The sequence below is a fragment of the Paracoccus broussonetiae genome (assembly GCF_031854425.1).
Taxonomy (GTDB): Bacteria; Pseudomonadota; Alphaproteobacteria; order Rhodobacterales; family Rhodobacteraceae; genus Paracoccus; species Paracoccus broussonetiae.
In genome coordinates this window covers 271,238-282,854 of the sequence record NZ_JAVRQI010000001.1, presented here as the reverse complement: position 1 = coordinate 282,854, position 11,617 = coordinate 271,238, and the positions used below count along the sequence as shown (strand labels likewise).

The 11,617-nt window shown below is 66.3% G+C and carries 13 protein-coding genes; 10 read left to right on the top strand and 3 right to left on the bottom strand.

Translation table 11 applies throughout. The features are described from left to right. The first annotated feature begins 10 nt into the window (after positions 1–10). The 10 genes from hutU to RM190_RS01400 all read left to right on the top strand — a co-directional run bounded on the left by hutU (position 11) and on the right by RM190_RS01400 (position 9,101). Entirely contained in the window at positions 11–1,678 is a 1,668-nt protein-coding gene (gene hutU / locus RM190_RS01445) for a urocanate hydratase (RefSeq protein ID WP_311757597.1), read from the top strand. 66 nt (positions 1,679–1,744) lie between these two features. Continuing rightward, complete coding sequence (locus RM190_RS01440) at positions 1,745–2,560, top strand: transporter substrate-binding domain-containing protein (protein WP_311757596.1); 816 nt, start codon at positions 1,745–1,747, stop codon at positions 2,558–2,560. 63 nt (positions 2,561–2,623) lie between these two features. Continuing rightward, the gene (locus tag RM190_RS01435) at positions 2,624–3,271 is read left to right on the top strand and encodes an amino acid ABC transporter permease (protein ID WP_311757595.1); all 648 of its coding nucleotides are present in this window, start codon (positions 2,624–2,626) and stop codon (positions 3,269–3,271) included. Next, complete coding sequence (locus tag RM190_RS01430; protein ID WP_311757594.1) at positions 3,271–3,933, top strand: amino acid ABC transporter permease; 663 nt, start codon at positions 3,271–3,273, stop codon at positions 3,931–3,933. The genes RM190_RS01435 and RM190_RS01430 overlap by 1 nt, the downstream gene beginning before the upstream one ends. Positions 3,934–3,936: 3 nt before the next feature. Beyond that, positions 3,937–4,707, top strand: a complete 771-nt coding sequence (locus RM190_RS01425; protein WP_311757593.1) for an amino acid ABC transporter ATP-binding protein — start codon at positions 3,937–3,939, stop codon at positions 4,705–4,707. 64 nt (positions 4,708–4,771) lie between these two features. Next, the gene (locus tag RM190_RS01420) at positions 4,772–5,896 is read left to right on the top strand and encodes an NADH:flavin oxidoreductase/NADH oxidase (RefSeq protein ID WP_311757592.1); all 1,125 of its coding nucleotides are present in this window, start codon (positions 4,772–4,774) and stop codon (positions 5,894–5,896) included. A 164-nt stretch (positions 5,897–6,060) separates the two neighbouring features. Then, positions 6,061–6,423, top strand: coding sequence for an exopolysaccharide biosynthesis protein (locus tag RM190_RS01415; protein WP_311757591.1), 363 nt, complete (start codon positions 6,061–6,063; stop codon positions 6,421–6,423). A gap of 50 nt (positions 6,424–6,473) precedes the next feature. After that, a complete protein-coding gene (locus RM190_RS01410) occupies positions 6,474–6,785 on the top strand; it encodes an exopolysaccharide biosynthesis protein (RefSeq protein ID WP_390907727.1) in 312 nt (103 codons plus the stop codon). Between the two features lie 38 nt (positions 6,786–6,823). Then, the gene (locus RM190_RS01405; protein WP_311757590.1) at positions 6,824–8,104 is read left to right on the top strand and encodes a hemolysin family protein; all 1,281 of its coding nucleotides are present in this window, start codon (positions 6,824–6,826) and stop codon (positions 8,102–8,104) included. A 52-nt stretch (positions 8,105–8,156) separates the two neighbouring features. Then, positions 8,157–9,101 (top strand): hydrogen peroxide-inducible genes activator, encoded by a 945-nt coding sequence (locus tag RM190_RS01400; RefSeq protein ID WP_311757589.1) that lies wholly within the window; start codon positions 8,157–8,159, stop codon positions 9,099–9,101. On the opposite strand, the gene RM190_RS01395 is transcribed toward RM190_RS01400, so the two are convergent. From RM190_RS01395 to exbB, 3 genes are read right to left on the bottom strand one after another with little or no spacing between them, the layout of a single operon-like run. Then, entirely contained in the window at positions 9,098–9,970 is an 873-nt protein-coding gene (locus RM190_RS01395) for a TonB family protein (protein WP_311757588.1), read from the bottom strand. The genes RM190_RS01400 and RM190_RS01395 overlap by 4 nt on opposite strands. Then, on the bottom strand, positions 9,967–10,473 hold the full coding sequence (gene exbD / locus RM190_RS01390) for a TonB system transport protein ExbD (RefSeq protein ID WP_311757587.1): 507 nt from the start codon (positions 10,471–10,473) through the stop codon (positions 9,967–9,969). The genes RM190_RS01395 and exbD overlap by 4 nt, the downstream gene beginning before the upstream one ends. Before the next feature lie 3 nt (positions 10,474–10,476). Then, a complete protein-coding gene (exbB, locus tag RM190_RS01385; RefSeq protein WP_311757586.1) occupies positions 10,477–11,613 on the bottom strand; it encodes a tonB-system energizer ExbB in 1,137 nt (378 codons plus the stop codon). Positions 11,614–11,617 lie beyond the last annotated feature (4 nt).

Genomic DNA, 11,617 nt, shown 5'->3' with positions numbered 1-11,617 from the left:
TAGGCATGACATGGACAACCCCCGTCACAACACCCGCGACATCTATCCCGCGACCGGAACCGAGATCACCGCGAAAAGCTGGCTGACCGAGGCACCGCTGCGGATGCTGATGAACAACCTGCATCCCGACGTGGCCGAGAACCCGCATGAGCTGGTAGTCTATGGCGGCATCGGCCGTGCCGCGCGCACCTGGAAGGATTTCGACCTGATCGTCGACAGCCTGCGCAAGCTGGAAGAGGACGAGACGCTGCTGGTCCAGTCCGGCAAGCCGGTCGGTGTCTTCCGCACCCACAAGGACGCGCCGCGCGTGCTGATCGCGAACTCGAACCTGGTGCCGCACTGGGCGAACTGGGACCATTTCAACGAGCTGGATAAGAAGGGCCTGGCCATGTACGGCCAGATGACCGCCGGTTCGTGGATCTATATCGGTACGCAGGGCATCGTTCAGGGCACCTACGAGACCTTTGTCGAGGCAGGGCGCCAGCACTATGACGGCAACCTGAAAGGCAAATGGGTGCTGACGGGCGGCCTTGGCGGCATGGGCGGCGCGCAGCCGCTGGCCGCCGTCATGGCCGGGGCCTGCTGTCTGGCCGTCGAATGCGACGAGACCCGCGCCGATTTCCGTCTGCGCACCCGCTATGTCGATGAAAAGACCCACGACCTGGACGAGGCGCTGGCGATGATCGACCGCTGGACCAAGGCGGGCGAGGCAAAGTCCGTGGCCCTGATCGGCAACGCTGCCGAGGTCTTCCCGGAACTGGTCAAGCGCGGTGTCCGCCCCGACATCGTCACCGACCAGACCAGCGCGCATGACCCGGTGCATGGCTATCTGCCGATCGGCTGGACCGTCGCGGAATGGCGCGCGAAACAGGAAAGCGACCCGAAGGGCGTCGCAAAGGCCGCTCGCGCCTCCATGCGCGTTCAGGTCGAGGCGATGGTCGCCTTTGCGGATGCCGGCATCCCGACCGTCGACTATGGCAACAACATCCGCCAAATGGCGCTGGAAGAGGGCTTCGAGCGCGCCTTCGCCTTCCCCGGCTTCGTGCCCGCCTATATCCGCCCGCTGTTCTGCCGTGGTGTCGGGCCGTTCCGCTGGGCCGCCCTGTCGGGCGACCCCGAGGATATCTACAAAACCGACGCCAAGATGAAGGAACTGTTCCCGGACAACCACCATCTGCACAACTGGCTGGACATGGCGCAGGAGCGCATCGCGTTCCAGGGCCTGCCGGCGCGGATCATGTGGATCGGTCTGGGGGATCGCCACCGCGCGGGTCTGGCTATCAACGAAATGGTGCGCAATGGCGAACTTAAGGCCCCGGTCGTGATCGGCCGCGACCATCTGGACTCGGGTTCGGTCGCCTCGCCCAACCGGGAAACCGAGGCGATGATGGACGGCTCGGACGCTGTGTCCGACTGGCCACTGCTGAATGCGCTGCTGAACACAGCATCGGGCGCGACCTGGGTGTCCCTGCATCACGGCGGCGGTGTCGGCATGGGCTTCAGCCAGCATTCGGGCATGGTCATCTGCTGCGATGGCAGCGAAGATGCCGACCGGCGCATTGCCCGCGTGCTGTGGAACGACCCGGCGACGGGCGTGATGCGTCATGCGGATGCAGGTTATGACATCGCGCAGGATTGCGCGCGTGAGCATGGCTTGAATCTGCCCGGCATTCTCTGATCCAAGGGGGACGACGACGCAACGAACCGCCGTCGCCCCCATCACCCGACCAACAAGGAGAAAGACATGAGTTTCAACATGACCCTGCGGGCCGCGCTTGTCAGCCTGATCGCGCTTGGCGCGGGCACGGCGGCCTCGGCCGACCAGCTGGCCGACATCAAGGCGGCGGGCAAGATCGTTACTGCGACCGACATGCACTACACGCCCTTCGACATGCTGAACAACGGCACCTATGAAGGGATGACCAAGGATCTGTTTGACGAAGTGTCGAAGGAAATCGGCGTCGAACCGGTCTATCAGGACATTCCCTGGACCGCCGAGCTGCCGGGCCTTGAGGTCAAGAAGTTCGATATCGTGATCGCCCCCGTGACCATCACGCCCGAACGGCTTGAGCGTTACACGTTCACCCTGCCGATCGCCGATGCCACCGTTGCGCTGGTCAAGGCCGCCAACAGCGACTTGGCCAAGCCCGAGGACATCAAGGGCAAGACCGTCGGCGTCCAGCAGGGCACCGCGCAGTTCAAGCAGCTTGAAGCCTATGGCGCGAGCCTGGGCGGCGTGACGATCAAGGAATACGGCACCACCGACGAGGCCTATGCCGACCTCGCCGCGGGCCGTCTGGATGCGGTCGCGGGTTCGCTGCCGAACCTGACCTACCTGGTCAAGAACCGCCCCGAATCCTTCGCGCTGTTCGAGCCGGCGAAGTTCGGCGAGCCGAAGTACTTCTCGTGGGTGCTGCGCAAGGATGCGGATTCCGACTCGTTTGCCAAGGCGATCAACGACGCCCTGCTGAAGATGACGGATGACGGCCGCGTCAAGGCGATCCAGGAAAAGTGGCTGGGTTCCTATACCGAGCTGCCCCGCGAAGTTCCGACGAAGTAAGCCTGTCAGCGGGCGGAGGGACGCATTCCTCCGCCCGTCTTTCTGGGCCAAGGTGAGACATGCATGTTTTCCATCCCGGTCTTTCTTGAAAGTTTCTGGCCGCTCGTCTGGGCGGCGCGTTATACGCTGCTGATCTCGGTCCTGGGGATCGTGCTGGGGCTGGTGATCGGGACGTTGATCTGTGCCGCACGCCTGTCGCCCTATGGCCTTCTGCGCCGCTTCGCGTCGGTCTGGGTCAGCTTCCTGCGCGGCGTGCCGCTGCTCGTGCAGCTTCTGGTTTTCTACTATACGCTGCCGGTGATCGGCATCGACATCCCGCCGATCGCGGCGGCCGTGATCTGCGTCGGCATCTGCGCCTCGGCCTATATCTCGGAAATCTGGCGGGGTGCCATCGCGGCGCTGCCCAAGGGCCAGGCCGAAGCGGCCACCGCGATCGGCATGGGGCCGCGCGACGTCTGGACCCGTGTGATCCTGCCGCAAGCCTTCAGCATGTCGCTGCCGGCGCTGGTCAACGAACTGATCCTGCTGGTCAAGGCATCCTCGCTGGTCTCGGTCGTCGGCATCCTTGAAATCACGCGCGCAAGCCAGGCGCAGGCCGCGACGACCTTCCGCCCGCTGGAGGTCTATATCGCCGCGGCCATCATCTATCTGGCGATCAACCTGTGCCTTGCGGCACTGGGCCGCTATCTCGAACACAGGACGGCCGTTTGATGGATTTCAGCATCTTTCAGCAATACGGCCCTGCGCTCCTCAGGGGCTTTGGCATCACCATCCTGTGCTGGATCCTTGGCACCATCTTCGGCATGGGGCTGGGTCTGCTGATCGCGCTGGTCCAGCGCTATGCCCCGCGCTGGGTGCGCTGGATCATTCAGGCCTATATCGAGATCATCCGCGGCACGCCCTTTCTGGTGCAGCTGTTCGTGCTGTATTACGGCGGTCCCCTGATCGGGCTGCGGCTTGATGCGCTGCCCGCGGGCCTTCTGGGCCTGACCCTTTACGGCAGCCCATATTTCGCCGAGATCTTCCGCTCGGGGTTCCGCGCGGTGCCGCATGGCCAGATCGAGGCCGCCCGCGCCATCGGGATGACCGAGCTTTCTATCGTGCGGCGCATCCTGCTGCCGCTTGGTCTGGTTTCCGCGCTGCCGGCGCTGATCAACTTCTCGATCATCCTGACCAAGGAAACCGTGATCCTGTCCATCATCACCGTGCCCGAGCTGATGTATCAGGTGAACCGCATGTCGGCCGAAACCTTCCGCTATCTCGAGGCCAACCTCGTCCTGGCGCTGTTCTTCTGGGTTCTGGTCGAAACCATCTCGCGTCTTGGCCGCCGGCTTGAGACGCGCATCAGCAAACATCTGATCGAAAGGACCTGAGCGATGCAGGCTTCTGCCGTCGAGATCCGCAAGGTCAACAAGTTCTATGGCCCCTTCCACGCGCTGAAGGATGTCAGTCTGGACATCCAGCCGGGCAAGGTCACCTGCCTGATCGGGCCATCCGGCTCGGGCAAGTCCACGCTTCTGCGCTGCATCAACTTCCTCGAGGAATATGATGGCGGTGAAATCCGCATCGACGGGAAGCTGATCGGCTATGACGCGCCCGGCAAGAAGATGTCGGGTCGCCGCCTGCGCGAGATGCGCCGGTCCATCGGCATGGTGTTCCAGCAGTTCAATCTGTGGCCGCACATGACCGCGCGCGAGAATGTCGCCGAGGGGCTGATCCGCGTGCGTGGCCTGTCGAAGACCGATGCCCATGGCCGCGCCGCCGAGGCGCTGACCAAGGTCGGCCTTGGCGACAAGATGGACAACCACCCCTCGCGCCTGTCCGGCGGCCAGCAGCAACGCGTCGCCATTGCCCGCGCCATCGCGATGGAACCGCAGCTGATGCTGTTCGACGAGCCGACCAGCGCGCTGGACCCCGAGCTTGTCGGCGAAGTGCTGAATGTCATGAAGGCGCTGGCGAACGAAGGGATGACCATGGTCGTCGTCACCCACGAGATGGGCTTTGCCGCCCATGTCGCGGACCGGGTCGCCTTCATGGAAAAGGGCGAGCTGGTCGGCGTCGACACCCCCGACCGCATCCTGCACCAGCCCGCGGATCCGCGCATCCAGTCCTTCCTGCGCACCTATCACGAACGGAACAGTTTCTAGGCGGGACTTGCCAAGGCCCTTCTGCTGCCTAACTCAATTCGGGAACCATCAGCAGGAGGGCCTCATGCCCCAGTCCAAGCTTTTCGAGCCGATTTCCATCGGCGGCTCGACCCTTGCCAACCGCATCGTGATCGCGCCCATGTGCCAGTATTCGGCCGAGGACGGCAAGATGACCGACTGGCACCTGATGCATCTGGGAATGCTGTCGCAATCGGGCGCGGGCATCCTGACGATCGAGGCGAGCGCGGTCCTGCCCGAGGGGCGGATCACCTATGGCGACGTGGGCCTGTGGGACGACGCGACCGAGGCGGCGATGGCGCGCGTGCTGAAGGGTGTCAGGGACTGGTCGGACATGCCGATCGCGATCCAGCTGGCGCATGCCGGGCGCAAGGCCTCGACTGCGAAACCCTGGGACGGCGGGGCGCAGATCGCGCCTGATGCCACGAATGGCTGGCAGACGGTTTCGGCCTCGGACCTGCCGATTGCAGCGACGGACAATGCCCCGACCGCCCTTGATCGCGCCGGCATGGATCGCGTGCGCGACGCTTTTGCCGAAGCCGCGCGCCGTTCGGTCCGGCTGGGAATCGACGCGATCCAGATCCATGCCGCGCATGGCTATCTGCTGCATCAGTTCCTGTCGCCTTTGTCGAACCGGCGCAGCGACGAATATGGCGGCAGCCTGGAAAACCGGATGCGCTTCCCGCTGGAGGTGTTCGACGCGGTGAAGGCGGCCGTTCCCGAAGGTTATCCCGTGACCGTGCGGCTGTCCGGCACGGATTGGGTGGACAGCCCCGAATGGACCGAGGGGACGTGGGACAGCGACAGCACCGTCGCGATCTCGCGCGAGCTTGAGGCGCGGGGCTGCCATGCGATCCACGTCTCCAGCGGCGGGCTGGACCCGCGCCAGAAGATTCCGGTCAGCCCGAACTATCAGGTGCCGCTGGCGCGTGCGGTCAAGCAGGCGGTCTCGATCCCGGTCATTGCCGTGGGGCTGATAACCGAGGCCCATCAGGCCGAGGCGATCGTGGCCACCGGCGACGCCGACATGGTCGCCGTGGCGCGCACCGTGCTTTACGACCCGCGCTGGCCCTGGCATGTCGCAGCGGAACTGGGGGCCAGCGTCACGGCCGCGCCGCAATATCTGCGCTCGCAGCCTTCGACCCTGAAAGAGCTGTTCCGCCCCCGCTGATGCGCTTTCGGGCGGCGCGTGCCGACGCGTCGCCTGCCTGCGGGTGCGGCGCGTTTCGGCGGATTCGTGGATTTGACCGCGGGAATTCGGATCTTTGGTTGTTCCCGCGGCCGTTTTCGCTACATTAGGGCCTCACCTTCACGGAAAACAGCCGCCGACCTTCGATGATCGACGCCCCTTCCGACAGTTCCGAGCCTCCGCGACAATGCGGGCCGGGCGATGTCGAACCCCTCGTCCCCGATCCCGGGGATGATCCCTTGCCGGAGCCCGGCCCCCACGACCCCGATGCGCGCCAGAGTCTCTCGCAGCGCTTGGCCGATCTTGCGCATGAGGGGGTACACCAGCGCATCTCGATGCGCGACCTTCTGACCCTGCTGCCCGGGCGCTCGCTGGCTGCGCTGATCCTGATCTTCGCCGCCCCGAACGTCCTGCCCGCGCCCCCCGGCATGTCTGCCGTGCTGGGCCTGCCGCTGGTCTATCTGAGCTATCAGATGATGATGGCGCAGAAGCCCTGGCTGCCCCCCTGATCGCGCAGCGTTCTGTTTCACGTGCCACATTCACGGCCCTGGTCCGGCGGGTGACGCCTGCACTGGCCTGGCTGGAACGGATGCTGCGACCCCGGCTTCAGTCCCTGGCGGGCGAGGTCGCGCAGCGGATCGTCGGCGGGCTGTGCCTGCTTCTGTCGCTGGTGCTGGTCCTGCCCGTGCCCCTTGGCAACATGCTGCCCGCACTGGCGATCAGCCTGGCCATGCTGGGTCTGCTCGGCCGGGACGGGCTGTGGGTCGCAGTTGGGGGGCTGGTCGGCATCGTCTCTTTCGTCATCGCGGTCGGGGTCGTCTACGCGATGATCAAGGCGACCATCTTTCTACTTTCACGCGCGCTGGCATGAGCCTGCGCCTGCATCCTTAGCGGAACCGAGCCTTCTCAATGTGGATTGAAATCTCCATCGTCATCCTTCTGACACTGATCAACGGCCTGTTGGCCATGTCGGAACTGGCCATCGTCTCGTCGCGCACCGCGCGTCTGAAAGTGCTGGCCGACCGGGGCAATCGCGGGGCCGAAACGGCGATCCGCCTGGCCGATGATCCGGGTCGCTTCCTGTCCTCGGTCCAGATCGGCATCACGCTGGTCGGCGTGCTGTCGGGCGCCTTTTCAGGGGCCACGCTGGGCACGCGCCTTGCCGCCGCGCTGCCCGGCTGGGGCGTTCCGCCTTCGCTGGCGCAGCCGCTGGGCATGGGGGGCGTGGTTGTCGCCATCACCTATCTGTCGCTGATCCTGGGCGAGCTTGTCCCCAAGCAGATCGCGCTGCGTTCTCCTGAAACGGTCGCAGTCCGGGTCGCGCCGCTGATGCGGGGCATCTCGCGCGTGGCGGCGCCGCTGGTCTGGCTGCTGGACCGCTCGGGCAAGCTTGTGCTGAAACTGCTGCGCCAGACCGGAGAGGACGATCGCGGCATCTCGGACGAAGAAATCAAGCTGGTCATCGCCGAGGCCGAGAATGCGGGCGTCATGCACCGGGCCGAGACCGAGATGATCGCGGGGGTCATGCGCATCGCCGACCGCAGCGCCCGCGGACTGATGACGCCGCGCCGCGACATCATCGCCGTCGATCTGAAGGACAGCTTCGCGACCATCGCGCGCAAGTTCCAGCAAAGTCACCGCACTCGCCTGCCGGTCAGCGACGGCGACGAGAACGCGATGGTCGGCGTCGTCGCCAGCGCCGACCTGATCTCGGTCAATGGCCAGTCCTTTGACTTGCGCGAGGTGATGAAGGCCGCCCCGATCATCCCCGAGACGATGGATGCGCCCGAGGTGATCTCGCGGCTGCGCGCCTCGCCGGGGCAGATGCTGCTGGTCTATGACGAATACGGCCATTTTGAAGGCGTGGTTACGCCGATGGACGTGCTGGAAGCGATTACCGGCGAATTCTCGGGCATGGACGATGACGAACCGAAGCTGGTCCAGCGCGAGGATGGCAGCCTGCTGGTCGCGGGCTGGATGCCGGTCGACGAATTCGCCGATCGCCTGTCGGTCCCGCTGTCCGAGGATCGCGACTTCTCGACGGTCGCCGGGCTGGTCCTGGACCTCGCCGGAGCGATTCCGCAGGTGGGCGATTGCGTGGAGTGGGACGGTTGGCGGATCGAGGTCGTCGACCTTGACGGTCGCCGGATCGACAAGCTGCTGGTCTGGCGGCCCGAGAAAGCTGCCTGATCGGGGCGAAAGCCGCGTTTTTCATTCCCCGATGCTGTGATAAGTTCGGATTATGAACTTTACCCTGCGCCAGATCACCTATTTCCTTGCCGTCGCGCGGCTTCTCAGCTTTGGCCGCGCGGCCGAGGTATCGAACGTTTCGCAGCCGGGTCTGTCCAGCCAGATCGCCCAGCTTGAGGCGCGGCTGGGCGGCGCGCTGTTCGAACGTGGCGCCGGGACCGGCCCCGTGCGCCTGACCGCGCTGGGAGAGCGGCTTTTGCCCATTGCCCGCGAATTGATGGACAATGCCCAGCGGTTTCAGGCGGTGGCGCGGGCGGGGCGGTCGGCCCTGTCGGGGCGGCTGCGGCTGGCGATCATCCCGACCGTTGCACCCTATCTGATCCCGCATCTGATCCCGGCGCTGCGCCATGGCCATCCCTCGCTGGATCTGGAACTGCACGAGGTCGTCACCGACAAGCTGCTGGAGGGGGTGTCGAGCCATCGTTTCGACGCGGGCGTGATGGCGCTTCCTGCCGGTCCCGCGGGGATCGAGGCCGAGCCGGTGCTGCGCGACACGTTCCTGATCGCGATGTCCGAAGACGACGAATCCTATCTTTCCGGACCCGCGCGCCCAGAAAATATCGAGGTCGAGCGGTTGCTGCTGCTGGCGGACGGCCATTGCCTGCGCGATCAGGCGCTGGATGTCTGCGGGATGCGCAGCCCGCGCAGCAAGGTGAACCTTGAGGCCGCGTCGATGGCCACCCTGATGCGGATGGTGGCAAGCGGGATGGGCATGACGCTGATCCCCCGTCTTGCCTTGGCGGATGAGAACCGCGATGGCCGGCTGCGGGTCGTGCCCTTTGCCGAGCCCGCGCCGTCGCGCGATCTGGCCGTGGTCTGGCGGCGCAATGCCGATGCCGAGGGCGATGCCCGCGCCTTGGCCGCCGTGATCCGCGGCCTCGCCCCCGTTCTGGGGGTCGAGGCGCTGGGGGCGGGGGCGTTGAGTTTAGGCGGTTAGAAGTCGATCCTCACCGGCAGCACGAGCGGGATCGACCTGCCAGAAGGGTGGGCCGGCATCCGCGGCAAACTGGCCGCTTGACGCTGAAGCGCAGCATCTGTCCGAGCATCTCCCGTTGAACTTTGCAGCCTGCCGTTCGAGACTGCGCCGTTCGGCGAAATCGTGAACGCGACGGTGACCGAGACCGATCCTTTGCCGCGCTTATCCGCGACGCGCGCACGTCGCATATGTCGCGACACGGCCGAGTTGATCTTGGACTCCCACGTCGCAACCTGCCTCGGGCTCGGCTGCTCCCCGGATTGCTGCGATGCTGTCCGCTCGGCCCTGGGGGCGCGGACGGTGGTGGAGGCCTTGAGCTCCTCCTGGACCAGAGGTGCCTTTTCCTTCTTCTTCTCTTCCTTCTTGGTCACCACTTGCTGCGTCACCACCTTCGGCTCCTCCGGGTCGGGCGGCTCGGGGCGGGTCTTCGGGCGGACAGATTTCTGGATGACCACGGCGTCGGGAGGTGGCGGGAACAGCGTGTTCATGTCCGGCAGCGGCTCAAGTTCCGGCAGCGGCTCGGCCAGCGCGAAATCGGGTGTGGGTTCCGGTTCCGGCTCGGGCTCTGGTTCGGGTTCCGGCTCGGGCTGCGGTTCGGGATCGGGTGCGGCCTCCTCAACCTGCTCGGATTCGGCCTCGTCCATCGGCGCCGCAGCTTGAGGCATGGGGGCCAGTTCGACATAGACCGCATCGGGCAGTCCCGGCGGTGCCGCCGCCTCGGCCCGGTGCATGATCCACAGCGCGCCGCCCAGATGGGCGGCGACGACGATCAGGGCCGCGGAACCCCAAAGCGCGCCTTCGCGCAGGATCGGGTTGCGCGCCTCGCTCATGGCGCGGGGGCCTGTGCGGGGGCGGGCGCAGGGGTCGCAGCGGCCGCGGCTGCGGCGGTGCTGGCTGGCGTCGCGGGTACTGCGGCGGTCGATTCAAGCCCGACCAGCGCGATTTTCAGATACCCCGTCTCGCGCAGGGTGTTCATCACACCCATCAGGTCGCCATAGGTGACGGCCTTGTCGGCGCGCAGGAAGATGCGCTTTTCATGGTCATTGCCGGTCGCGGTGGCCAGCGCCGCGGCCAGCCCGCCCGGTGCGATGTCTTCGTTCCCAAGGGCCAGCGTCAGGTCCGGCTTGACCGTGACCCAGATTGGCTGGTCGGGACGTTGGGCCGGGGTCGCGTTCGAAACCGGCAGGTCGACATTGACATCGACCGTCGCCAGCGGCGCCGCCACCATGAAGATGATCAGCAGCACCAGCATCACGTCGATGAAGGGCGTGACGTTGATCTCGTGGTTCTCGACCAGATCGTCGCCGTGGGATTCGCGGATGCCTCCGGCCATGGATCAGACCTCGCTGCGTTGGTCGGTGCCGCGGAAGTCCAGGTCGCGGCTGACAAGGCGCTTCACACCGGCCGCGGCATTGGCCAGCCGCAGGCGATAGCCGGTGATGGCGCGGGCGAAGACGTTGTAGATGACGACCGCCGGAATGGCCGCGACAAGGCCGATCGCCGTCGCCAGAAGCGCCTCGGCGATGCCGGGGGCGACGACGGCAAGGTTGGTCGTCTGCGCCTCGGAAATGCCGATGAAGCTGTTCATGATGCCCCAGACGGTGCCGAACAGGCCGACAAAGGGCGCGGTCGATCCGATGGTGGCCAGGACGCCGGTGCCGCGACCCATGCGGCGACCCGCGACGGCCTCGATCCGGTCAAGGTGGGAATCGACGCGCTCCTTCAGGCCGGAATCGCCGGCCTGGTCCAGCGCGGGGGCCGAGCGGTCATATTCGGTCGCGGCGGCGCGGATCATGCGCGAGACGGGGTCGCGGCGCGCGCCGATCGCGCCAAGTGCGGCCGGCAGGCTTGCCGCGGCCTCGATCCGGCGGATGCCCGACTGGACCCGGCCAAGCGCACCTGCCAGTTCAAGGAACTTGGCGATCAGCACGGTCCATGTCACGACCGAGGCGAAAGCGAGGCCGATCATCACGCCCTTGACCACCCAGTCGGCGGCCAGGAACATCCCGATGGGCGACAGGTCATGGGGCAGGTTGGGGTCGCGTTCGGCCGGGGTCAGCGGGTCCAGCGCGTCTTGCAGGATCTGCGGCAGGATCCCCCCGGACTGGGCCTGCGGGACCGTCTCGGGCTGGGTCGCCGGCACGACGGGCACCGGCGCCGTCTCGGCGGGTGCGGTGGTTTCGGGGACAGACGGGGTCACTGAAGCCGGCGCGGGATCGCTGGCGGGTTGCGGCGCGGCCGCCGTGGGGGCCGACGTCGTCGTTGCCGGTGCATCCGCTGCCGGGGCCGGGGTCGCCTGGGGAGAAGGCGCGGCCGAGTCGGGGGTCGCGGGCACCGGGGCAGGTTGCTGGTCCATGGCCGGGGCCTGTGGTGTGCCGCCGGCTTCCTGGGCATGAATCGGCGCAGCCAACATCAGGCAGGCAAGCGTAAGGGCGGTGCCCGCGCGCAGGCGCGGCAGCGACAGGTGGCTCATGGCG

Bases quoted from the DNA above. Each gene is read 5' to 3' on its own strand.
- exbB (WP_311757586.1), bottom strand. From the start codon at position 11,613: ATGAGCCACCTGTCGCTGCCGCGCCTGCGCGCGGGCACCGCCCTTACG.
- RM190_RS01395 (WP_311757588.1), bottom strand. From the start codon at position 9,970: ATGAGCGAGGCGCGCAACCCGATCCTGCGCGAAGGCGCGCTTTGGGGT.
- exbD (WP_311757587.1), bottom strand. From the start codon at position 10,473: ATGGCCGGAGGCATCCGCGAATCCCACGGCGACGATCTGGTCGAGAAC.
- RM190_RS01420 (WP_311757592.1), top strand. From the start codon at position 4,772: ATGCCCCAGTCCAAGCTTTTCGAGCCGATTTCCATCGGCGGCTCGACC.
- hutU (WP_311757597.1), top strand. From the start codon at position 11: ATGGACAACCCCCGTCACAACACCCGCGACATCTATCCCGCGACCGGA.
- RM190_RS01400 (WP_311757589.1), top strand. From the start codon at position 8,157: ATGAACTTTACCCTGCGCCAGATCACCTATTTCCTTGCCGTCGCGCGG.
- RM190_RS01415 (WP_311757591.1), top strand. From the start codon at position 6,061: ATGATCGACGCCCCTTCCGACAGTTCCGAGCCTCCGCGACAATGCGGG.
- RM190_RS01425 (WP_311757593.1), top strand. From the start codon at position 3,937: ATGCAGGCTTCTGCCGTCGAGATCCGCAAGGTCAACAAGTTCTATGGC.
- RM190_RS01435 (WP_311757595.1), top strand. From the start codon at position 2,624: ATGTTTTCCATCCCGGTCTTTCTTGAAAGTTTCTGGCCGCTCGTCTGG.
- RM190_RS01405 (WP_311757590.1), top strand. From the start codon at position 6,824: ATGTGGATTGAAATCTCCATCGTCATCCTTCTGACACTGATCAACGGC.
- RM190_RS01440 (WP_311757596.1), top strand. From the start codon at position 1,745: ATGAGTTTCAACATGACCCTGCGGGCCGCGCTTGTCAGCCTGATCGCG.
- RM190_RS01430 (WP_311757594.1), top strand. From the start codon at position 3,271: ATGGATTTCAGCATCTTTCAGCAATACGGCCCTGCGCTCCTCAGGGGC.